Annotated in this window: 21 protein-coding genes and 3 pseudogenes; 7 read left to right on the top strand and 17 right to left on the bottom strand. The window is 53.8% G+C overall.

The features are described from left to right. Window positions 1-41: 41 nt before the first annotated feature. Window positions 42-161: pseudogene (locus F3J29_RS22950) on the top strand (DUF2778 domain-containing protein); the annotation flags it as partial. Between the two features lie 249 nt (window positions 162-410). Beyond that, a pseudogene (gene tssD, locus F3J29_RS14380) lies at window positions 411-795 on the top strand (type VI secretion system tube protein TssD). 38 nt (window positions 796-833) lie between these two features. Here tssD and F3J29_RS14375 read toward each other — a convergent pair. From F3J29_RS14375 to F3J29_RS22765, 7 genes and pseudogenes are all read right to left on the bottom strand, one after another. Next, window positions 834-1631, bottom strand: a complete 798-nt coding sequence (locus F3J29_RS14375) for an anti-sigma factor family protein (protein ID WP_166867059.1) — start codon at window positions 1629-1631, stop codon at window positions 834-836. Next, window positions 1628-2176 (bottom strand): sigma-70 family RNA polymerase sigma factor, encoded by a 549-nt coding sequence (locus F3J29_RS14370; RefSeq protein WP_166867057.1) that lies wholly within the window; start codon window positions 2174-2176, stop codon window positions 1628-1630. Before F3J29_RS14370 ends, F3J29_RS14375 begins: the two co-directional genes overlap by 4 nt. Then, window positions 2154-2690 carry a tetratricopeptide repeat protein gene (locus F3J29_RS14365; RefSeq protein ID WP_166867055.1) on the bottom strand — a complete coding sequence of 179 codons (537 nt, stop codon included), beginning with the start codon at window positions 2688-2690 and terminating at the stop codon, window positions 2154-2156. Before F3J29_RS14365 ends, F3J29_RS14370 begins: the two co-directional genes overlap by 23 nt. 16 nt (window positions 2691-2706) lie before the next feature. After that, a complete protein-coding gene (locus F3J29_RS14360; RefSeq protein WP_205246786.1) occupies window positions 2707-3297 on the bottom strand; it encodes a cytochrome b in 591 nt (196 codons plus the stop codon). A gap of 121 nt (window positions 3298-3418) precedes the next feature. Continuing rightward, window positions 3419-4513: an adenosylhomocysteinase gene (locus tag F3J29_RS14355; protein ID WP_166867531.1), complete on the bottom strand. Its 1095-nt coding sequence runs from the start codon at window positions 4511-4513 to the stop codon at window positions 3419-3421. Window positions 4514-5080: 567 nt separating this feature from the next. Beyond that, window positions 5081-6133 (bottom strand): hypothetical protein, encoded by a 1053-nt coding sequence (locus F3J29_RS14350; RefSeq protein WP_166867053.1) that lies wholly within the window; start codon window positions 6131-6133, stop codon window positions 5081-5083. Between the two features lie 151 nt (window positions 6134-6284). Further along, window positions 6285-6386 (bottom strand): annotated as a pseudogene (locus F3J29_RS22765) (AbrB/MazE/SpoVT family DNA-binding domain-containing protein); the annotation flags it as partial. Window positions 6387-7181: 795 nt separating this feature from the next. On the opposite strand from F3J29_RS22765, the gene F3J29_RS14345 reads away from it, so the two are divergent. After that, window positions 7182-7766, top strand: a complete 585-nt coding sequence (locus F3J29_RS14345; RefSeq protein ID WP_166867051.1) for a histidine phosphatase family protein — start codon at window positions 7182-7184, stop codon at window positions 7764-7766. Window positions 7767-7823: 57 nt separating this feature from the next. Here the strand turns inward: F3J29_RS14345 and F3J29_RS14340 are convergent, their stop codons facing one another. From F3J29_RS14340 to F3J29_RS14330, 3 genes are all read right to left on the bottom strand, one after another. Next, window positions 7824-9497, bottom strand: a complete 1674-nt coding sequence (locus F3J29_RS14340) for a carbohydrate porin (protein WP_166867049.1) — start codon at window positions 9495-9497, stop codon at window positions 7824-7826. 89 nt (window positions 9498-9586) lie between these two features. Next, window positions 9587-10909 carry a PTS sugar transporter subunit IIC gene (locus F3J29_RS14335; RefSeq protein ID WP_061277337.1) on the bottom strand — a complete coding sequence of 441 codons (1323 nt, stop codon included), beginning with the start codon at window positions 10907-10909 and terminating at the stop codon, window positions 9587-9589. Between the two features lie 132 nt (window positions 10910-11041). After that, entirely contained in the window at window positions 11042-11356 is a 315-nt protein-coding gene (locus tag F3J29_RS14330; RefSeq protein WP_166867529.1) for a PTS sugar transporter subunit IIB, read from the bottom strand. Between the two features lie 195 nt (window positions 11357-11551). On the opposite strand from F3J29_RS14330, the gene F3J29_RS14325 reads away from it, so the two are divergent. The 3 genes from F3J29_RS14325 (at window position 11552) to F3J29_RS14315 (ending at window position 14952) form a co-directional block, all read left to right on the top strand. Beyond that, complete coding sequence (locus F3J29_RS14325; RefSeq protein WP_166867047.1) at window positions 11552-12259, top strand: GntR family transcriptional regulator; 708 nt, start codon at window positions 11552-11554, stop codon at window positions 12257-12259. Window positions 12260-12617: 358 nt separating this feature from the next. Continuing rightward, window positions 12618-13511 carry a beta-glucoside kinase BglK gene (gene bglK / locus F3J29_RS14320; protein WP_166867045.1) on the top strand — a complete coding sequence of 298 codons (894 nt, stop codon included), beginning with the start codon at window positions 12618-12620 and terminating at the stop codon, window positions 13509-13511. A 10-nt stretch (window positions 13512-13521) separates the two neighbouring features. Next, window positions 13522-14952 carry a 6-phospho-beta-glucosidase gene (locus F3J29_RS14315; protein ID WP_008460019.1) on the top strand — a complete coding sequence of 477 codons (1431 nt, stop codon included), beginning with the start codon at window positions 13522-13524 and terminating at the stop codon, window positions 14950-14952. Between the two features lie 53 nt (window positions 14953-15005). Here the strand turns inward: F3J29_RS14315 and F3J29_RS14310 are convergent, their stop codons facing one another. The 6 genes from F3J29_RS14310 to F3J29_RS14285 are packed head-to-tail and all read right to left on the bottom strand — an operon-like array spanning window position 15006 to window position 20814. Further along, window positions 15006-15767 carry a cysteine hydrolase family protein gene (locus tag F3J29_RS14310; RefSeq protein ID WP_166867043.1) on the bottom strand — a complete coding sequence of 254 codons (762 nt, stop codon included), beginning with the start codon at window positions 15765-15767 and terminating at the stop codon, window positions 15006-15008. Then, complete coding sequence (locus F3J29_RS14305) at window positions 15764-16195, bottom strand: cupin domain-containing protein (RefSeq protein WP_166867041.1); 432 nt, start codon at window positions 16193-16195, stop codon at window positions 15764-15766. The genes F3J29_RS14310 and F3J29_RS14305 overlap by 4 nt, the downstream gene beginning before the upstream one ends. A gap of 3 nt (window positions 16196-16198) precedes the next feature. Beyond that, window positions 16199-17140: an ABC transporter permease gene (locus F3J29_RS14300; RefSeq protein ID WP_166867039.1), complete on the bottom strand. Its 942-nt coding sequence runs from the start codon at window positions 17138-17140 to the stop codon at window positions 16199-16201. Beyond that, on the bottom strand, window positions 17137-18252 hold the full coding sequence (locus F3J29_RS14295; protein WP_166867037.1) for an ABC transporter permease: 1116 nt from the start codon (window positions 18250-18252) through the stop codon (window positions 17137-17139). Before F3J29_RS14295 ends, F3J29_RS14300 begins: the two co-directional genes overlap by 4 nt. Then, the gene (locus F3J29_RS14290; protein WP_166867035.1) at window positions 18236-19792 is read right to left on the bottom strand and encodes an ABC transporter ATP-binding protein; all 1557 of its coding nucleotides are present in this window, start codon (window positions 19790-19792) and stop codon (window positions 18236-18238) included. Before F3J29_RS14290 ends, F3J29_RS14295 begins: the two co-directional genes overlap by 17 nt. Window positions 19793-19806: 14 nt before the next feature. Further along, window positions 19807-20814 (bottom strand): BMP family protein, encoded by a 1008-nt coding sequence (locus F3J29_RS14285; RefSeq protein ID WP_286175390.1) that lies wholly within the window; start codon window positions 20812-20814, stop codon window positions 19807-19809. Between the two features lie 124 nt (window positions 20815-20938). Between F3J29_RS14285 and F3J29_RS14280 the strand changes: the two genes are divergently transcribed. Next, window positions 20939-21838 (top strand): LysR family transcriptional regulator, encoded by a 900-nt coding sequence (locus F3J29_RS14280; protein ID WP_166867033.1) that lies wholly within the window; start codon window positions 20939-20941, stop codon window positions 21836-21838. 27 nt (window positions 21839-21865) lie between these two features. On the opposite strand, the gene F3J29_RS14275 is transcribed toward F3J29_RS14280, so the two are convergent. After that, complete coding sequence (locus F3J29_RS14275; protein ID WP_166867031.1) at window positions 21866-22684, bottom strand: creatininase family protein; 819 nt, start codon at window positions 22682-22684, stop codon at window positions 21866-21868. Between the last annotated feature and the right edge of the window lie 186 nt (window positions 22685-22870).

Below are 22870 nucleotides of genomic sequence, written 5' to 3'. Positions count from 1 at the left end.
GATGACTTATGGCTTTACATGGAAAGATGCTGCTGAATAATGCAATAATAAGAAATGCGTTGCTGAGCACAACACCTATTCGTGTGCCTTGTATGAAGTTCTTGATGGCGCGTGGTTGGATTGAGGTCGTGGTCTATGGCGATAACAACACGTGTCCGTAATGTTGGAAAAATACTCTATTTTTTAATCTTATCACTGATTATAGGTCGTACAATTGGCAATCCTGAAATATGGTTCGATCATGACCTGGCCACTCAGCTAGGCAACATACTGTATGGTCCCGGAGAGATTGGTGCTGATAATTTTTATGATCTCTATTTTTATATCTCTATCATTACTGATTTATCTGTAACAATATTGATTTATTTTATAACTGTGAAGTTATTCAGAGCTATCAGGAGTGAGTGCTAATGCCAATTTATCCCAATATGTGGCTTAAAGATGATGGTGGTGCAGATATAAAAGGTTCTGTAGACATTGAAGATGGCGAAGGTAGTTGATAGCTCAACACCTTACCTTTATAAAGCCGCAGCCGCAGGGCAGACACTGAGAAATGCTGAGGTCTGGTTTTACCGGATAAACGATGCGGGGCAGGAGGTTTGCTACTACACGGTATATATGGAGAATGCAAAAATCACGGGCGTTAACTGTGGTGTTCCAAATGTGAAATTGGCTGGAAACGATAAAATGAAGCATAACGAAAGCGTCAGCCTGCACTATGAAAAAATTACCTGTCGTATTGTTGATGGAAATATTCAGTATACGGACGCCTGGAACGAACGTCCTGGCGCTTAAACGCTTCACTGTAAATGGCCGCGGATGCGGCCCTTATTTCACGCGAACTGCCGCTGCAGCAGCTCACCGCTTTGCTGTAAATCCTGCGTCGGGTTGCGGCCTATCAGCACATATTCATACCCCTTACTGCGCCACCAGACGAGGTTAAGACCGCGGCGGACTTCGGGCTTCAGCGTGAGGCTGTCGTCGGCTTTGCTGCGGGAGATACACAGCGCCATTGGCCCATAGCTGGCGTGCAGATAAGCCATTTGCGCGATAGAGGTGCTGTCGTAGCGCAGCATCCTCACGCTTTTTAGCTCGGCTTCCGGCAGCTCAACTTCACCTTGCTGAAGCCTGAGGCCGATATCCTGCTGCATACGGTTCAGGCCGTTTTGCAGCGCCTGAGGCGTGACGTTGATATCCGCCAGCGTTTCGGCGCTGTAGAGCGACATGTACTGCGCAATCAGGTCGCGAATTTCTGGCTCGCCGCTAAGTTTTTGCTCGCCGGGGCGAATAAAGCGCCCGGCCAGTACGCCGACGGCGAGGAAGCTGAGGGAGGCGGCGATCAGGCTGCGGCGGCTAACGCCTTGTGTTTGCGGCTTCATGTTCACCGGCTGATGCAGCAGCACGTTGAGTTTAGCCTGCATTCTATCGACTGGCGCTTCTTCCAAAAGTGGGGCAAAAGCCTGTTCCAGCGGCAGATGGCTTTGCATGAGCGGCTCAACGCGGGCGGTCAGAGCGGCGTCGTTATTTAACTGCTGCTCAAAGGCGTGGCGTTCATCCTCGCGCATTTCGCCGTCCAGCCAGGCCACGATAGCCTCATCGCTCCACGGAGCGGAGAAGGATTGACGCGTCATTTGAGCTCCTTCTTCATCGTCGGCATCAGGTGCCTGGCCAGCGCCAGACGCGCGGCGGCCAGGCGGCTCATCACGGTGCCGATGGGAATGGCCAGCGTGTCGGCCGCTTCCTGATAGGTAAAGCCTTCGACATACACTAAAAACACGGTATTGCGCTGGGCTTCAGGCAGCTCGCTAACCTGCTGCAGCAGCGCGTGATACTGGTGCTTGTCTTCGGTATTTTCGCTGTCTGCCAGCTGACTCAGTTCGTCGCTGTCGACAAAGCCCTGGCCCTGGCGAACGCGCAGGGCGCGAATTTCGTTGATCCAGATAGAGTACAAAATCGCAAACAGCCAGCGGTCTATCCGCGTCCCGGACTGAAACTGACTGCAGCGCTCTAAAGCGCGCACGCAGGTGGACTGAACCAAATCTTCAGCCACATCGCGATTGCGGGACAGCACCATGCCGTAGCGCCAGAGGCGGGCAAGGTGCTGGGCCAGCTGTAACCGAACTTCGTTGACGGTGATTTTTATGCCCTCAGCCTTAGGACTCCGGGTGCCCGTCAATGGCGGCTTTTAAATCGCGATACTCCTCGCAGCCTGTTCCGCAGAGCGTTTTAATGGTAGCCAGTTGGGCCTGCGCCAGATCGGGGCGGCCCTTGATCATCCACGCTTCGCCAAGGTACTCGCGCACTTTGGCATAGTGCGGATCCAGGGCGATGGAGCGCTGATAATAGCCGATTCCCTCGTCGGTACGCCCTAATTTTCTTGTGGCGTAGCCCCGATAGTTCCAGGCTTCACGCGTGTTGGGCTGCTGCAGGGTATCCAGCAGGTTCAACGCTTCCTGATAGCGACCAGATTTTGCCAGATGGTAAGCATATTGCGTCTTATCGCTGTCGCTTAACATGCTGCTTTTTTCCACGGTACAGGTTTTGGTTTTGCTGTCGTACACCTGGCCTTTCGGGCAGTCCGGCGTTTTGGAATCATCGTCGCCCATGGCGCTGGCGGCGGCGGAGTAAAAAAGCGCGCCGGCAACCAGGCACAGCAAAGACAGCAGTTTACGGGTTGAGTACGTGTTCATGGAGTCGTCCTGTAGATTAACGGGAGTTGCCTTTGCAGGCGGGAAGCATGCGGCGTAGCGTGCCGTCACGCAGAACATAATGGTGAAGCAGGGCGGCGACGGCATGCGCGCCAGCCAGCAGGATCAGCGCCCAGGCCACGTTGTTGTGCAGCATCGCCAGGCTGTGGCGCAGCGTCGGATCGAGGTTAAACACATCCGGAACTTCAAAGAGGTTGAAGAACCAGAACGGCTCGCCCTGAGCCCAGCGGAACAGGAAGCCAAGCGTGATCTGAGTCAGCAACAGGATGTAAAGCACGCCGTGCGTGGCATGGGCGGCAAGGCGGAATGCGCCCGGCATCGGCACTTTCTCCAGCTTTCTCGACGGAGAAAAAGCGGCGCTAATGCGCCAGAACAGCCGGACGACAATCACCGCGCCAAGCAAAATGCCGAACGAGATGTGCAGAGATTGCAGGCCCTTGCGCAGGGGCGTGCCGCGTTCAAGGACTTCCCAGACGTGCGCGCTGGCGAACAGGAATATCACGCAGAAGGCGGTGACCCAGTGGAGGGCCATGCTGAAGGCGTCGTAGCGCTTACGGGGTGGTGCAGCTTCAGTGGGCAGGTAACTCATGATTGTTTCTTCCTCAGGTTCTTGTAAGGAGTAAACAATCGGGGAGGGGAAATTATTCGGCGAAAATAAAAAAAAAGTCAGGCTCCCAAAGAAGCCTGACCTTAGAAGGGGAACTGGCGGCTTACAGGGCTTTTTCCCACACGGACTGCGGCAGCAAATAAACCGCTTTTTCGGCATGCTGGCCGTCGGTCACGATATGTTTGATACCGCTCGCCATCACGGCCAGCGTCACGTCGAAAGCGTTCAGGCTGTCGCCGAAGCCGGCGGTCAGGTTCAGCATTGAACCGTTCGCCATCAGATAAAGCGTTTTGCCGTTAAGCTGGTACGCGTTGATAAACGGCATCACCTCTTCGGTCGGGTATTGCTGCAGGTAGCCGCAGTCGATCTCTTCCGCGACGTGGCCGACGTTAAGCACGAATACGCCGTCTTTGGCTTGATCCAGTACCGCTGCGCTGACGACTTTTTTCGCCCCGGTGGCGGTGGCAACAACGTCGGTGGTGGGAATTACGTCTTTAATATCAACCACATGCCAGCCATCGTAGGCGGCCTGCAGGCGGCGGGCCGGATCTAACTCGGCAACCATCACCTGGCCTCCGTAGGCTTTGGCGGCGGCGGCAACGCCCTGGCCCACCAGGCCATAGCCAATCACCAGCACTTTCTTTTCATGCAGGGTGAGGTGAGTGGTCTGGAAGAAAGTCTGCCAGGCGGTGAGGCCAACCATGTGGCGGTTATGCAGGCCCTCTTTTACCGGCAGGTCGTCCCAGTTAAAAATTGGATAGCCGGGGCGCAGATCCGCCAGGCGGTTGACGCCGGAACCGGTGGCTTCCAGACAGGCGACTACATCGCCAAATTCGCCGCGCTGATGCAGCAGCGTGGTGATGTCCGCGCCCATTTCGCACAGATGGGTTGGGCGCCAGGCGATCGCTTTTTCCCACGAGTCGCGCCAGTCGGCGTCATTCATATTGCGCCATGCAGAGGCTTCCGCTCCGGCGGCGACCAGGTAAGCGACAACGTCATCCTGCACCGTGGTTGGGTTGCAGGTGGTGAGGAAGACTTTGGCATTTTTCTTCAGCAGGCCTTCAACCAGCGGGATCATTTTCAGGTCGAGATGCATATTGCAGGCGATACGCACGTGGCTTAAATCGGGCAGCGCCTGAACCTGTTTGAGGGTGCGAACCATGTGGCGGGTAGACCACGCAATCTCTTTGTTAAACATCTCGCTCTCGGTGCTCACGTCTTTTCCTTATTAATTGTTTTTGCTTGATTTTGTAGAATATATTTTCACTTGTTCGTGGGTGAGATTACCAAAAATATATGAGGTTTTTAACAAACATTTCTCAGTAAATGGCTCTTCGAACAGGTAGATGCTAGTGCCGGGTGATGGATCGCCACGGATAATCCAGATGACTTCTGAGTCGTTGATAATACAGGTTTTCATATTCATCCGGTGGCATCTGCTCGCTCGAACCATGCCGACAGTTACCGCGACGACTTATGCTGCCTTCCAGATCGTGTGATTTCAGGAACGACTGCCAATCCTGCCTTACAATTCCTTCCTACCGTTTGATGATGATGTATTGCTCTGCCATCCGTATTAAAACCTAAAACATCGCATTCCACTTTATATTGGAGATGGGAAGAATTTGATCTTATGGAATTATTTTAAGTAAAAAAGCAGAAAATTTGGCTCTTGCATCATATAAATTAATATCATGACAGGTTGTAAACGCACAAAATATTCTGACACTGCTTTATATCTCTATACACAGTGTCAGAAAGTAAATCAAACCACTGAAACCCCGCGGTCTAACTTATCATACTCATCCCGAAGAGCATTACTCCTTGCCAGATACTCCCCCTCATTTAAAACAATTTCCTCTGTAGGATTTCTACATATAAATCTTTCTTCCTTGCATTCATCCTCAGTATAGTAGTCCCAGGAACCATCATCGTTATGCCCGTCTCCGGTGAAGTACAAAGTGATTTTTTCTCCGGGCTTGAGATCGCGTTCAGTTGCAATACTACTGACTTTAAACGCCAGAGCCATTTCTTTCTTGATATCCTCCTTTGTTCTTTCTCGCGGAGGATTACATATATTATCGATCATCCTCTTCAGATCATTAACTTTTAATTTCGGATCATAAGTTCCTTGTTTCCTGGAAAAGTACCCAGCCTTTTCCCATTCATCAATTATAATTTTATCAAATATGATTTTTAGTGAAGACAAATTCCTTGATGTGCTTGTGTTATTTAAATGCCTCAAAAGGTTAATCGACTCGTGCCAGGTGAGGTGATATCCGGAAAGATCTCTTTTCACAACCTGGAGAAATCTATTAATACTGAACTCTTTATTTTCCAATGCCTTTTTTCTTGCTTGTGAAATAATCGTTTTTATTTCTATCCAATTTCGACCAACTGGCTCGGTTAGGTATTGTTCTAAAGCCGCAATACTTTTTTCCAAATGATGAAGAAATAATGTACTAGATATAACACGATCAAGTGCAGAATAATAAGACCAAGAAAAAAGATCCGTAAATGATACCGAATGCCCTATATTTCGAGAAAAATGGGAGGAAATAAGTGAAATAAATTTTTTACGGATCTTATTATTAATTTCAATCGTATTGGAACTGACTGATATTGAGCGATCCCAATTAAATTCATTTCTAATTTTTCTAGAAAACGCAAAGCTATGAATCCTGCTTAAATCAGCATAAATGATGCCAAGTACTTTATTTAAGGTTTTATCGGATGCATCATTATTCTTTCCTACTTTTAATAAAATAGCGTCGTAGATACTATTCTTTTTTGGATCTATTTTTTTTGAAAAAAACATCACTTACACCCTCAATGATGGTTGATTTATAATTTCGAAAACCGGGCGTTTCAACACTTTTCCGGCTGTTCGTGCATAATGAATGAGCAAATATTGGTGTCGAGCCCGTCTGTCCTGGGCCGGGGCTGTTTCATAGCTTAAAGCGTCCTTCGTCGCTGGCAATCTCCAACTCGCTGTCGCCCTCAAAATTCAGATTGCGGGGCAGACGGATGGCGCGGTTGTTGCCATTTTTAAAAATGGATAAGGTCCTCATGTTTATCTTCTGGGCTTGATGGCCGAAATATGCATTACATAACATAAATACTCAAGACCATATGTTGTCTTATGTGGTATTTTCAGAATATTATAAAAATCACAGGTTCGAATCTCGAAAAATCACCTCCGCGTTTCCCGGCCCGGCAATCCCATACGTAGTGCCTGATTCAGTTGCTACTGACTTCAGATACACCGTTTTTGCCTTCGACCGTGATCCGTCGCCCGTTACCAGAAATGGCAGATTGGCTTCTGCTCTCCCCGCGCCAGGTTTCCGAAAAGTCGCGAATACGCAGAAAGCAGGAAACGGCCTTCAGGTAATTTATTTGCATAGCTATATGGCGGTTAATGATAAGTAATATGATTTTGCCGATACGAAATATAAGGGGAATCAATCCTCCGGCGGTGACAGGGCGAATGATTTTTGAATGCGATTCTAAAAAGGGCATTAAAATGAGAATTGAAGATTTATAGCAGGGCAGGCTCGTTTATTGGGGCGGAGTCAGTTCAGTGAATGGCCTTGATCTGTTCTCAAAAACAGGGCGAAAAATCGCAGCAACATAACAATAATTAGCTGATTAATTATTTTATCTGAAATGTAATAAGCATCTACTTTATTGAGTATACGGATATTCTCTGCGGTCAATGGTGGCAAATGACACGCTCTTTTACTTTTCCTCGCCAGCGCAAATTTCACCTCGCGGCAGGCGTGACGTCTGCTTACCAATGTTTTGTTTTTTTCCCCGGTTTCTTCTCTATAGTAAAAGCTTCTTCCCCTGATAAAAACGAGAAAAACATGATCAAGAAAGCGCTTGTTGTGTTGCTGAGCAGTGCCTTGTTGACCCCGATGATCGCGAAGGCCGACAGCACGATAGTGTTCCTGCGGCACGGAGAGAAACCGGCGAATAACAGCGGGCAGCTCACCTGCAAAGGGCTGAATCGCGCGCTGCAATTGCCGTCTGTTTTGTTGAGTCAGTACGGTAAACCGGACGCCATCTACGCCGCCGCGCCGAAAGAGGACAAAACGGGCAGTTCCCTGCGCCCGTTAACGACCATCACGCCGACGGCTATCCGCCTTTCTCAGGCTATCGACCTCCATTACCACGCGGAGCAGACGGACGAGCTGGCGGATGATTTACTGAAAACCCAAAGCAGCGGCCGCCTGACTTTTGTCTCCTGGGAGCATAAAAACCTGGTGATCGCGGCGCAAAAGCTGGTGAAGGAAACCGGCGGCGATCCGACCGTGGTGCCGAAATGGCCGGGCAGCGATTTTGATTCGCTGTACATCATCAAACTGGACGATCAAAAGCGCTTTAAATCCTTCACTCACGGCGCTGAAGGGTTGAATAACTTGCCTGATAGCTGCGCGGGAGCGAGCTGACAGAAAAAGAAAAACCCGTCCGGAAGACGGGTTTTTTATGCGCTTAGTTGAAGATAATTACCACCACACTTCAGCCTGAACGCCGGCCATAAACTCGTTCTTACTGTTTTCGTTAAAGCGGAAGTTTGACAGCTCGTTATCCAGAATATTCAGATACGTGCCGTAGAAACGAATCTCAGGCCGCGAGCCGAGCAGGCTTGGGCCAACCTTCAGAGCATGATAGAGCGTGGTTTTGTAGCCCGACTCTTTCAGGTTTACGCCCTGTTCGGTTTTGTTTTTCTGGGTAAACCAGCTCAGCTCCAGGCCCGTCTGGTTCCAAGTATCCCAAATCCACGCCGGGCGGATAACGGCCCGAATGCTGCTGAAGTCGCTGTGGGCACCGCTCTCATAGCTATAGACATCGCTACCCTGGGAATAAACCAGCGCGTTGGCCATGATGATTCTGTCCGCGAGGTACATCTCTCCCTGCGAAATCAGACGCCAGGCCACGCCGTCAGTCTGATCGCCGTAGTAATAACGGCCCGGTGCCATGGAGTTACTCGCTCCCGAGAAGTTCGCGAAGCTGCTGGCATATGAGTTATTGGCCACCTGCAGGGTGAATTCGTTAAAGGCGTCGCGCGGCAGATCCTGGCGAACAATGGCCGTCGCCATCCAGGTATCCTTCAGCTTAAAGAAGGAGCCGTTATTTTCGTTGTCCTTCTGGTCGTCGGTTTTATTGGCAAAGGCATATTTGCCCATCAGCGACAGAGAGCCATCTTCCCACAGCGGAATGTTGCGGTAGCGCAGGTCAACCGAGTTGGTGTTCATCTGCGTGGTGTGGCTGAAATCGCGGGAGTAAACGTCGACGTCGTTGCGGCTGAGAGAGGCATCAAGCTGGCCCACGCCCAAATTCCAGTTTTGGATCCCGACGGCGGCAGCAACCTGGGTGGTTAATGATTTCCAGTCGAGCATCTGGATTTCGTACTCAGGCAGCTTGTGCTTCCCGACCCAGAAGTCTGCTTCCGGCGCAAACGGCAGGAAGCCTCTTGTGGTCAGGAAAATATCGCTGAACTGCATGATGTTTTCGTTGCCGTTGTTATCGCCAAACCAGGCGTCGTTATACTGCTCCCCGACGTTGCCATCGTAGGTCACGATGGCGTTGGCGGTTTTGCCGTCCTGGTTGTAGACGCGCTGGTTCAGCGTTAAGTCGAACCAGCCGCTCATCTCGTTCCCGAAACGCCCCAGCGATCCGGCGGCGTAGGTTTGGGCCGATCCGCGATTGGCCGCTGCCCAGCCGGAGCGGAAATAACCCTCGTAGCTAAAGCCAATATCATCTTTGATGTATTTGCTGATGTCTTTCAGGGTGACGCTTTCTACGCTGGTTTTGCCGCCTTCATTATTGACCACGGCCACTTTTTGCGTGCCTTTCACCGGCGTCGGGGCCGGTTTTGTGCCGAGATGATTATTTTCATTCTCGATGTTATCCGCCACTGGCGAATACAGGGTTTGGTTTATTTGCGGCGAATTAGGCTGGCCGTTATTACTTGTTGTTTGCAATTGAGCTACCTTATCTTTATATACGGCTAACTCTTTTTGCGTTTTATTTAATTCTGATTTGTTCTCCGATAATTGTCTTTCGAGCAACTCCAGACGCTGCTCAACCGTTAATTTTGCTGCCATTGCGCTGGTTGAGGATAACGCCAGAAGGATGGATGAAGACAATAGGCTAACCTTCAATAAATTTGAATTCATAGAATGTCCCAGAAGTATAATTATTATTTTCCTCCGGTTTGAACAACCGGAGGCGAGTGAAAATTAAATTTCTATCATCAGTTGAGTCTTTACTGCGCCGCCTGCGCTGCATTTACCTTATTGGCGGCAATAACGAACGGTAAATAAATTAACGTGGAGATGGCCAGACAGAGCAGCCCGACGATAAGCGCCATCCAGTTCCCCCCGGTACCGAAGAAGGCGATAAGCGGCCCCGGCGTTGTCCACGGTACGGCATAGGCAATGGGTGGAATGATCTCCAGCGTTACGAAGGTGTAGCCCACCAGAGAGTTCACGAAAGGCACCATAATAAATGGAATAATCAGAATCGGGTTGAGCACGATGGGCAGGCCAAAAATTACCGGTTCGTTGATGTTAAACAGCCCCGGCACGAAGGCCATTTTTGCCAGATCGCGGTAGTCGGCGCGGCGGGAAGCAATAAAGATAGCCAGCAGCAGGCCGAGCGTCATCCCCGACCCGCCGTAGTTGGCAAAGGCGTCGTTGATGCTTCCCCAGGTGATCGGGTATGGCGCGCCCCACGTGGTGCCGTTGGACGCCGCGAAGGACAGGTTCTCGAGGTTAGCTTCGGAGAAGATCGTCTCGCGGATGGCCGCCGTGGTGTTCGGCCCATGGATCCCTAACACCCAGAGGAAGTTTGTCACCACGCCAAGCACCAGCACGGCGACGATGTTGGTGCCCATATTTTTCAGCGGCGCCTGAATTAAGGTGTAAATCAGCTCGTTCAGGCCGTTCGGGGAGATTTTCGTCAGGCAATAGTTCAGTACCGAGAAGAAAATCATCACGAAGAAGATAGGAATTAATACCTTAAATGAGCGTGCGACCGCTGGCGGCACGGCGTCTGGCATGGTGATGGTGATCTTCGGATTACGCGCCAGGCGGCAGAAGATCTCCCCGGTAATCAGCGCGACAATTACCGCGACAAAGAGCCCCTGCGGCCCAAGATATTGCGTCGTCAGATACGACTGCCCGCCCATCATTTGGTAAGGGGTATAGACCACAAAGAACGCGCCGATAGCGGTCAGGCCGCACAGCAAGTCGTCCTGCTGATAGCTAATGGCGATATTACGTGCGACCAGGAAAGCTATCATGATCGACATTATATTCACCGACCCGTTCATCACCGGGGAGAATATGTTTTGGGCTTCGGCTAAATTAGGGAATAACACCCCAAGATGTAGCAGGGAAGCGATAAAACCATCCGGCGACAGAATAGCAAAGTTGATCAGGACAATAAGTGAACTGGCCATGACGATGGGGAACGACAAAATAAATGCATCGCGAATGGCCGAGACGTGTATCTGAGAGTTTAATTTAATCGCAATAGGAACAAGCAGCTTTTCCATACCGCGCTCAAAGGCATTCATAATACTCATGATGCGCCCTTTATCATTAGATAGATATTGACTGATGATATAAGTTTATTGGCGAAGCCTCTGCTTAATAGCAGGTCGCGTAACGATAAACTTAATCAATTACCCATTGGGTTGTTATTTTGGCTGGAAAGCTTAGCGTTCACCGAGTAAATTCAGTGCTGAATCAAGAACTGATTTTCCGTCCATTTGCCCGTAATATTTCATGTCGATCACCGCCACCGGAATTTTTCCCTGGGTGATTTCCTCTATTTCACTTTTTTGGAAACGAACCTGAGGCCCGAGCAGGACAACATCCGCTTCATTTCTTTTTATTCTCTCTTTCGCTTCGGCAATCGCCAGGGCGTTAATATTAACTGAGATATTTCCCGCGCTGGCGTGATCCTGCATTCTTTTAACCAGCATGCTGGTAGACATCCCGGCCGCACAAACCAATAATATATTCTTCATTTTTCCCCTTAACGCTTCGTAGATAATCAACCAGCGGCTAACTTAATGAATATCAATGCGTTCATCTGCCATTTCGATCACAGTTAGTCATGCCCGAGTGGTGCAGAAAGCAAAGTGAAAATGAACCTGTGTTGTGCTTTTATTATGACTCGAATGGTAATTGACTGTTTTTAAATAAGTTCAGGAGGTTCAAAAGTGGTGTACAAAGATGTTGTTAACTTACTAAAAAGCAGGATCAGCAGCCCGACCTACCATATCGGCGACGCCCTCCCTTCGGAAAAAGAGCTGGCAGAGTTTTATAATGTGTCACGCAATACTTTGCGTAAGGCATTGAAAGTCCTGGAGGATGACGCGCTGATTGAACGCCGGCACGGCTCCGGCACCTATGTGCGAAATAAACATTTTCAGGCTTCGGTTACGCATCTGGACAGCTTCACCGAGATAGCCAGAAGTGAAGGAAAAAAACCGTCCAGCCAGGTACTGAGATTTGAACTACAGCAGGCGTCGGAAGAGATTGCCAGCCGCCTGTTGCTGGCCATTGGCGAGCCGGTCTATTACGCCAAAAGGTTGCGCCATATCGATAATGTGCCCATGCAGCTGGAAGAGACCTGGCTGTCCGTGAACCGTTTCCCCGACCTGACGGTCAACCATATGAAGCGTTCGAAATTTTCCTATATCGAAGATGAATGCGGGGTCAAAATTCACGGCTGTTATGAGGCGTTTCAGCCTGTTTTGCCGTCAACCGAGATTGCCAAAATGCTGCATATCAGCATCCGGGATCCGATTATTCGCATGGAAACTCAGTCCGTTGACGCCAGCCATAGCCCGATTGATTACTCGATCCTCTACACCAACGTGTTCGAGTTCCAGGTGAAGTACTTTTTGCCCCGTAAGGGAGACTAGCCGCTGAGGCAGGCCGCGCATTCGCAATGTCTGTCACAGTTCTGGTTTAAAAAGAGGTTCACTAATGGTTCTAAAAGTGAACCTGTAGGTGCTCAAAGGCGAATAACAACGTTAACTTACTGTATAGCCTATCTTTTAACAGGTTCAAAAGTTGTTCATTTGATTATTCTGCTTCTATTGCCTGGTAGGCTTCCCATTGATTAATATTTTCTTCGTCATCAAAACTGATAATTAAAAATTGAAACCCATCAATTTTATTTTTCCTTTTACCAGGCATGAATATGGCCGGTGCGAAATAATTTCTATATTGCATAAGAAATAAATAGTGTGCCGGAAATATGCAGGAGGAATTAACCGTATGAATATCGCCGCATTTGATATCGGGGGTACTGCATTAAAAATGGGGATCGTCAGTTCGCAGGGCGAGATCCTTGCCAAAGGTAAAGAGACGATCGGCGACAGCGATGGCGAGCAAATTTTACAGGCCATTTTAGCCTGGATCGCCGCGCACCCCGGCTGTGAAGGCGTGGCGATCAGCGCCCCTGGCTATGTTAATCCGCATACCGGTTTTATCGAAATGGGTGGGGCCATCCGCCGCTTTGACAACTTTGCCATCAAAGAATGGCTGGAAGAACGCACGCAGCTGCCCGTTGCCATTGAAAATGACGCCAACTGCGTCCTGCTGGCTGAACGCTGGCAGGGGAAAGCGGCGGGGATGAGCAACTTTCTGGTGCTGACCATCGGCACCGGCATCGGCGGGGCGATTTTCTGCAATGACCAACTGGTACACGGCGCGCGCTTCCGGGCGGGAGAATTTGGCTACATGCTGACCGAACGCCCTGGCCCACGCGACGTTCGCCGCTACACCATGAACGATACCTGCACCCTGAGAACCCTGCGTAAAGACTACGCGGAGTATGTCGGCAAACCGCTGGAGGATGTCAGCGGGGAAGAGGTTTTCGATCGCTTTGACGCCGGCGACGTGGCCTGCCAGCGCATGGTGAACGCGTTCTTCAACGATCTCGGCACCGGCCTTTATAACCTCGTCAATCTGTTCGACCCGGAAAAAATCCTGCTCGGCGGCGGCATTGTGGAACGTCCGGGCTTCCTTGCGCTGCTACGCGAGCACTTAGCCTGGTTCACGATTGATGACTATCTTGACACCGTCAGCCACGGCAACGATGCCGGACTCATTGGCGCGGTCTACCATTTTAATCAGCACTGTCGGTCGCAGCATGCGATCTCTAATTAAGGGAGAGAATATGTCTGGATTCAAAGAAGGTTTTCTGTGGGGCGGCGCGGTGGCGGCGCACCAGCTGGAAGGTGGCTGGAAAGAGGGTGGCAAAGGCGTTAGCGTTGCGGATGTGATGACGGCCGGCGCCCACGGCGTCCCGCGTGAAATTACCGATGGCGTGCTGCAGGGAAAAAACTACCCTAACCATGAAGCGATCGACTTCTACCACCGCTACAAAGAAGACATCCAGCTGTTTGCCGAGATGGGCTTCAAATGCTTCCGTACCTCCATCGCCTGGACGCGTATTTTCCCGCTGGGCGACGAGCTGGAGCCGAACGAAGCCGGGCTGCAATTCTATGACGATCTGTTTGACGAGTGCCTGAAGCACGGCATTGAGCCAGTGATTACGCTGTCGCACTTCGAAATGCCTTACCATCTGGTCACCGAATACGGCGGCTGGCGCAACCGTAAGCTGATTGATTTCTTCCTGCGTTTCTCGAAAGTGGTCTTCACTCGCTATCAGCACAAAGTGAAGTACTGGATGACCTTCAACGAGATCAACAACCAGGCCAACTACCACGAAGACTTCGCGCCGTTCACCAACTCAGGCCTGAAGTATCAGCCGGGCGAAGATCGCGAGCCGGTAATGTATCAGGCGTCGCACTATGAGCTGGTTGCCAGCGCCCTGGCGGTGCGTGCGGCCCGTGAAATCAACCCTGCGCTGCAGGTTGGCTGCATGATTGCCATGTGCCCAATTTACCCGCTGACCTGTGCGCCAGGCGACATGATGATGGCGATGAACGCGATGCACCGCCGCTACTGGTTCACCGATGTGCACGTGCGCGGCAAGTACCCGCAGCATCTGCTGAACTACTTCGAGCGCCGTGGTTTTGAGCTGGATATTACCGACGAAGATCTCGCGGCGCTGGCCGAAGGCTGCGTCGATTACATTGGCTTCAGCTACTACATGTCGTTTGCCACCAAAGCCAGCGCCGACAACCCGCAGTTTGACTACGACGAATCAAAAAGCCTGGTCTCTAACCCGTACGTGCAAAAATCCGACTGGGGCTGGCAGATTGACCCGGTGGGCCTGCGCTACTCCCTGAACTGGTTCTGGGATCACTATCAGCTGCCGTTGTTTATCGTGGAAAACGGCTTCGGGGCGATTGACGTGGCGCAGGCCGACGGCTTCGTGGACGACCAGTACCGCATCGATTACCTTTCGGCGCACGTCGCAGAAATGAAAAAAGCGGTGGTGGAAGACGGCGTTGACCTGATGGGCTACACCCCGTGGGGCTGTATCGACCTGGTCTCCGCCGGGACGGGTGAAATGAAAAAACGCTACGGCTTTATCTACGTCGATAAAGACAACGAAGGCCACGGCAGCCTGAGCCGCAGCCGTAAGAAGTCTTTCCAGTGGTACAAAGACGTGATTGAGAGCAACGGCGAAAAGCTCTGATAACGCCTGTGGCTGACTGAATGAACGCTGGTTTAAACACCAGCGTTTTTTTATTACAGCTTACCCAGCAACTCGCCGGAGTTAACGACAAACCCGAAGCATTGCTGCACGTTATACAGGCTGGCTTCCACGCAGTATTTCGGCGACGTTGTGGCGCTGCAATCCTCCAGCAGCAGGCAGTCGTAACCGTGGAAGTTGGCGTCCTGCAGCGTACATAGCACGCACTGGTCAAGGTTAACGCCGGCAAACAGCAGGGTCGTGATATCGAGATTCCTCAGCACGCTGTCCAGCACCGTCTCCTGAAAGCCTGACATCCGGTATTTATCAATGCGAATGTCGGCGGCGGCAGGGGTGAGTTCCTCCACGACTTCCGCAGACCAGCTGCCCGCCTGAAGCACCTGCGCGCCGGACTCCGGCAGCGGATCGCCCAGGCCCGTTTGGGTGCCATTCGGGTTATAAACGTGCAGCAGCGCAGGGCTGAGATTAAGCCTGTCCGGACGGTTACCCCAGTTGAGCCAAATCACGGGTACATCGGCTATACGCAGCGGTGGCAGCAGTTTGCTCAGAGGGATAATCGGCGCTCGAGCGGGAGTAACATCCACGCCAATGTGCGCCAGCCAGCCCCCAGGGTGGCAAAAATCGTTTTGCATATCAATGACGATCAGCGCGCTGTGCGCCAGATCGAGCGCGATCTCACGCCCGCGACTCTCAAGGATAACGGGGCGCGAGGGGCGGCCAGCGCGCACCATATTCACGCTCTTTTTTGTCACCCGCCACTGATTGCGCGGGGTGCTGCCGAGGGAGTGGCCAGTCATGGCTTCGCTTCCCCTTGCAGCACGAGGATGTCTTCCTCATCCAGCTCAACGGGGACGCCGCGACGAATCAGTTCGGCGAAGCCTTCGTTGGGCGTCATCACCGTTAATGTATATAGTTTGCCTGCGCCGGTGTTGCGGATAGCGTGTTCATTGCCCGGATGCAGCAGGAGTGCATCACCTTTGCGAATAGCCGTTTCTTCATCGTTGCAACGGGCAATGCCTTCCCCGGAAAGCACGTAAAAAAACTCGTGCGCCGCGGCGTGCACGTTGGGTGGCGTAGCGCCGCCGGGGGTAAAAATTTCAACCACAAACACGTTTTCGATGCCGTCCTGATGCTTGTCGAACAGCACGGCAAAGTAGTTGGTGTCCGTCGGGCTGATGCGAAAAGCGTGGGCGCTGGACACGTTGGTAAGGCGGAAATGTTGCATCGGTTATGACTCCTTGCGGTAAGGCTGCGTCAGGGCGCGAGGCTGGATGGTTCGCCCCACCACGCCGGACATCGCCAAAATAGTAAGCAGGTACGGGAGCGCCAGCAGAACCTGCGGCGGCAGCGAGTTTTCAAAGATCTGCAAAGAGAGCTGCAGCGCATCGGCAGCGCCAAAAATAAAGGCGGCCAGCAGGGCTTTCAGCGGACTCCAGCGGCCAAAAATCACGATAGCTAAGGCGATAAAGCCCTGGCCGCTGACCACGTTGTCGCGGAACAGGCCGATTTGCGCAGTAACCAGGTAGCTACCGGCCAGCCCGGCCCCGAGGCAGGAGAAAAGCACGCCCCAGGTGCGTAATTTCAGTACGTTAAGCCCGGCGGCATGGGCCGCTTTGGGGTTTTCGCCCACGGCGCGCAGCGCCAGGCCAAAGCGCGTATGGAACAGGCCAAAATGAGCGATAAGTGCCAGAACAAGGGTGAGGTAGAGCGGCCAGGGCTGAGTAAAAAGTACCGGACCGATAAACGGCAGGGATGACAGCAGCGGCATGGGCCAGGCGGCAAACATCGGGATCGCTGCCGTCCCGCTGGTCCCGATGGTCAGGGAATAAAGCCACGATGCCAGACCCGCCGCCAGGATATTAAAGACAATCCCCACCACAATCTGGCTGGCGTGGGCGCGTAAATACAGGGCGGCCAGCAAGATGCCGACCAGCAGGCCGCCTATGCCGCCCGCAAAAAAGCCGAGCAGCGTTGAGCCGGTATACGCGGCCGCCAGATAGCTGCTGAGCGCACCCAGCAAAATCGTACCTTCCAGCCCGATGTTGAGGACGCCTGCGCGTTCGGCGTAGATCTCGCCGAGAGCCGCCAGTAAGACCGGGCCTGCAAGGCGAATAGCCGCGGCCAGCCAGCCGATGAAAAAGGCGGTATCGAGGTGCGTCATGGCGCTCATGATTTTTTCTCCACTAAAGCATCCTGCGTTAGGGCGCGAGCTGGCAGGCGAAGGCGGTAATAGCGCAGGACATCGCCCGCCAGGATCATCAGCACCACCAGGCTTTGCAGGATTAGCACCACCGAAGTGGGCAAACCGGTTTCCCGCTGCATAGCGCCGCCGCCCACCTGTAACCCGCCGTATAAAATGGCGGTGGGGATCACCAGCAGCGGGTTCAGCCTCGCCAGCAGAGCGACCACGACACCGATAAAGCCGACGCCGCCGGAAATGCCGTCCATCAGGCGGTGCTGTACGCCAAGTACCGCGCACAGCCCGGCGAGTGCCGCAAAACCACCTCCCAGGTAAACAGCACTCATTTGGCGACGGGCAACGTCCACGCCGCCGTAGCGAGCCGCTTTTGGATTCAGCCCGGCCAGGCTGATTTCGTAGCCCGCGGGCGTGCTGCGCATCAGCCAGCAGGTAAACAGCGTGGCGATAACGGCGATGGCGATGCCCCAGTGGGTTTTCATCCCGCTGAAAACAAACGGTAGCCAGGTGTCCTGCGGCAGGCGGGGCGTTTGCGGCAGGTCGCCCGGGGCACGCATTGGGCCGGACACCAGGTATTGCACCAAAAAGACGGCGACATAATTCGCCATCAGCGAAATCAGGACATCGTTGCCGCCAAAGCGAACGCGCAGGGCGCCCACCCAGCCAGCCCAGAGCGCCCCAGCGATAAACGTCACCAGCAGCACAACCGGCCAGTACAGCTCAACCGGTAGTTTCCAGGGCAGGCCCTGTGGCGTGCCGGAAAGCGCGACCCAGCTTGCCGCCGCGGCGCCGACCAAAAAGCAGCCTTCAAAGCCGATGTAGCCCAGCCCCGCCCGCCAGATGACCAGCGTTGCCAGCGCGATTAGCATCAGCGGCGTGGCCTGGACCAGGCTCAGGCCCAGCCCGCGCGCGGAGCCAAAGGCCTCGCTGAACAGGACGCCATAAGCGTTGAGGGGATTCGCGCCGAAGGGTAAAAACAGCAGTCCACCGACGACAAACGCGGCGAGAATGCCGCCGAAGCTGGTCAATGCCAGCGCCGGGGAGGACTGCATCGGGGAAAGTCTTTTTTCAAGCCACTTTGTCATGCTGCGGATCCGCGTGAGTCGGGCTGCCACCGGCCATCAGTTCAGAAAGGAGAGCCGGCGTGGCGTGTGCCGTCTCCAGCTCGCCCGCGATCTGGCCGTTGTACATCACGGCAATGCGGTCCGAGAGGTTGAGAATTTCTTCGAGTTCGGCAGAGATCAGCACAATCGCGCAGCCGCTGTCCCTTGCCGCCAATAAACCTGCCCAAACGGCTTCAACTGCGCCGACGTCCAGCCCGCGGGTAGGTTGCTCAACGATCAGCAGTTTTGGGTTCATGGCGACTTCCCGGCCGAGAATCAGCTTTTGCAGGTTACCGCCTGACAGCTTGCCTGCTTCGAACTGAGCATCTGGCGCGCGAACGTCAAAGCGGGCCATGATCTCTTTGGCGTGGCGAGCGATCTTCAGGCGATCCAGCAGCCAGCCTTTGGCTTTGGTAAAGCTGCGCTGCGAGCCGAGCATCGCGTTTTCTTCCAGCGAGAGGGTGACGAATGAACCGACTTCCCGGCGATCGGCGGGAATAAACCCGATGCCTTTTTGGCGGCGCTGGGCGGGCGTGGCGTCGGAAATGTCTTCTCCTGCCAACAGAATGCGCCCGGCCTCTATCGGCATCAGGTTGAGCAGCGCGCTGGCCAGCTCTGACTGACCGTTACCTTCCACGCCGGCAATGCCCAAAATTTCTCCCGCCGCGACTTTAAGCGACGCGCGCCAGATTTTTTGCTGCCCGGTTTCGTCGCGCAGGGCGATGCTGTCCACATGCAGTACGTTGTGGCCTGGCTTGCAGGGTGTTTTCTCGACGCGCAGCACAACATCACGGCCAACCATGCGCCGGGCCAGGTCGGTTTCGGAAGTGTCGGATACTGCCACGGTATCAACCATTTTCCCCGCGCGCATCACGGAGACACGATGAGCAATCGCCATGATTTCATAGAGTTTGTGGGTAACAATGACCACCGATCGCCCTTCGGCGCAGAGCGATTTCAACGTCGCAAACAACCCTTCTTTTTCTTTGGGCGTAAGCACCGCCGTGGGTTCATCGAGGATCAGAACCTGCGCGTTGCGGTAGAGCAGTTTGAGGATCTCAACCCGCTGCTGAACGCCAACGGAAAGGTGCTGCACCTGCGCCCAGGGATCGACGGCCAGGCCGTGCTTATCCGACAGCGTCTGCAGCCTGGCAGCGGCGGCCTTCAGATTGAGCACGCCGCTGGCGTTTTCTTTCAGGCCGAGTACCACGTTTTCGACGACCGTCATCGGCTGCACCAGCATAAATTCCTGGTGAACCATGCCGATGCCGCAGGCAATGGCGTCGCTCGGATTGCGAAATGCTACGCTTTGGCCCGCGACGATAATTTCGCCCTCATCGGCCTGATAAAGGCCGTAGAGAATTTGCATCAGGGTGCTTTTTCCTGCGCCGTTTTCGCCCAGCAGAGCGTGGATCTCACCGGCTTCGATGGTCATCGAGACGCTGTCGTTGGCGGTGACGCGGGCAAATCTTTTGGTGATGCGATTTAACGCGACCCGCACCTCTGGCGCAGCTATGTTCATCTGTTGGCTCCGGGTCAGGCGGTGGCGGATAACGCGCCGGTATCAAGCTGCTGCCAGATTTTCTGGAAGGCTTGCCAGGCGCTGTCGCTCACTAAGCTTGCGTTGTGGGAGGCGTCGCCGTAAATAACCGACCAGGCTTTGGCGACGCTGGGGGCCCACTCTTCGCCGCCCTTAAAGGCGTGGCCTGCCGCTGCGCTGCCGACCTGCTCTACAACCCAGTCCACGTTTTGCTTGAAGCTGCAGGCGATGTGGGCCGGGGAGACCGCTTTTTGATCGGTGTAGCAGCCAATGGCTTTGACGTTCGCGGCAATCGCACCCTGAAGCGCGCCGAGGCCGGTGACGTCTGCAGCATGCCAGATAACGTCTGCGCCGTTGGTGATCATTGCCGTGGCAGCCTCACGCCCTTTTGCCGCGTTGCCGTAGTCGCCGGTGACGACGCCAAGCCCCTTGATGCCAGGACGTGTTTTTTCCGCCCCGAGAATGAAGGCACGCATCATGCCCTGCTGGGTTGGGTTATCGCCGCCGCCCACAAAGCCAACGGCTTTGCCTTTGTCAGAAATCAGTGCCGCCAGGGCGCCGGCCGCATAGGCGGCCTGAATGTAGGCCAGATTGATGTACTCGACGTTCTTCGGTGCCGCCTCTGCGGGTTTAAAAGTGGAGGCAAAAAAGTCGGTATCAGGGTAGTCCGGCGCAATTTCTGTGAACGCCGCGCCATACTCGAAACTGTGGCCAATTATCAGGTTGTAGCCATCATCCGCGTAGCCGCGAATAGATTGTTCCATTTGTGCCTGCGGTACGCTTTCGCTCCAGGCCACTTTAATGCCGGATTTTTTCAGGCTTTGCAGACCCTGATAGGCCAGAGAATTCCAGCCTCCATCGGAAATGGTGCCCGGTAGCAGCAGCGCTACCTTGAACTCTTTCTCCGCCGCCAGGGCAGAGCGTGACATGATGGGGGCAAGGGCCGGTAGTACCACTGCGCCTGCCAGCATTTTTGCGAAGTTTCTGCGGGTGATGCCTGCCATTTTTTCTCTCCCAAAAGGGTTGATGGAGAAGTGCCGATGGCTTCAGTTATGCCGCGCTTAGCGATATCTTAAAAGCACGTATTTTCGTACTCACTGATGCCTTTTAGGCAACGCAGGAATCCTGATGCTGAAATATCGTTTACTGGTTTATCTTGATGAGGTGGCGCGCAGCGGCTCGATTCGTAAGGCCGCAGAGCGTCTGCATATTTCCGCTTCGGCGATCAACCGTCAGCTGCTGGCGCTGGAGGAAGAGCTGGGGACGCCTTTGTTCCAGCGTCTGCCGCGGAAAATGATCCTCACTGCCGCGGGCGAAACGCTGATTCACCACGTGCGCCAGAGCTTTAAAGAACTGGAATGGGCGCAGATAAAAATTGAGGAGCTAAAGGGGCTGCGGCGTGGGGAAGTGACGGTGGCGATGATGAGCGGGCTTGCAGCTAACCTGATCCCGAGAGCGGCAGCTGATTTCCGTCGCGCTAATCCACGGGTAAAACTCCATCTGCAGCAGATGACTCGCGGGGAGGATATCACCGGCGCAGTAGCCTCGGGCGACGCAGATTTGGGAATTGGCTTTGATTTTGAAATGCGTTCGGCGCTGCGAAGTATTGCCAGCGTGACGGGACGGCTCGGGGCCGTTGTTGCGCCGGGGCATCCGCTGGCCGACAGAAGCAGCCTGCGGTTAAGTGACTGTATGCCTCATCCGATGGTCATCGCCGATGACTCAACGGTGATCCGCCCTTATCTGAACGACGTTTTTGCCCGGGCGATGGTGGCGCTGCAGCCGGTGATTGAAACCAATTCTATTGAGGTGATGCGGCAGTCGGCGATGATGGATCAGGCGCTGACGTTCCTGACGCCGTTTGATATCGAAACCGATTTACGAAGCGGGCGGCTGCTGTATATCCCGGTGCGTGAGCTGGGGCAGCAAACGCAAACGCTGATGCTCATTGGTCACGACCGGGGCACCAGCGCCATCGGCAGCGTGCTGGCCGAGACGCTAAAAGGCATGATGCTGCAGATGGAGTAGCGCCCGGCGGGAAGTCGGGCGGAATATTCAGCGGCTAAAAGCGGTGTGTGAGGTCAGCAGGCTGAGATCGGCCCGACTGACCTCGTCGATTAGCTGCAGTAGAGCGCGGGCGGCGCGGTCTACTTCAATGCCACCTCTTTCGGCATCGGCGGCGGCGGCGTTCCCCGTGGTGCCAGAAGGGTGAAGATCCTGAGCCATCCAGCCGAAGCTGACGCCGCCTTCCGGCGTGAGGATGCCGCCTGTGGCTGCCATCGCTACCGAAGCCGAGACAAAGTTAGCGGCATGATTCATGTGTACTAAATCGGGGTGAAGATGCAGCATCACGCTGGTTTCGGATTCCCCGCCGTGAATGCCGTGCTGGCGCTCAGCTTCGCTATAAAGATCGGAAGTATCAATGGTGCGAAACCAGCTGGCGCCCACGGCCAGCATTCCCAGCTCCACGCGTAGCCTGCGACAGACGATTTCCATCAGCTGTGGCTGCCCGCCGTGGGAATTCCAGAAAATGAGCTTGCGGACGCCCGCGCGCCATGCGCTTTTGGCCACTTCAAACCACACCAGGCCCAGTACTTCATAAGACAGCGTGAGCGTCCCGGGATAGGCCAGGTGTTCGTCAGACTTGCCGATGGGCAGCGCGGGCATAAACAGCACGGGCAGGTCAGCGGGGCGATGTTCTACCGCTCGCTGGATAATACCGGCATTTATAGCGGCATCGACCCGCACCGGTAGGTGGGGGCCATGCTGCTCCACGGCGCCAATGGGCAGCACCGCGACAATATTGTGCATCTCCAGCTCGCTGAATTCGCGGCTGGAAAGATCCCACCACCAGGGGGAAGAGGGCAGTTGCATAGGGCGTCTCCTTTTCCTTCAAACTGCCATACCCTGCGGCATCGTTAAAGCAGCAAAAATGGCGCATTGTGTTGCCTTTTTGAGAACGGTTTTTTGCTGCATGAAGACGATGGAGGTTATTTTCCCCTGGCCGTAAGTCAAATTGTGGCTATCACTGGCTGTATTTAGCTTATTTATTGCTTAATT

Source organism: Enterobacter sp. Cy-643 (assembly GCF_011752815.1).
In the GTDB taxonomy this organism is placed as follows: Bacteria; Pseudomonadota; Gammaproteobacteria; order Enterobacterales; family Enterobacteriaceae; genus Cedecea.
Note: the sequence above shows the minus strand (reverse complement) of the source record. Positions and strands in the feature narration are given on the sequence as shown.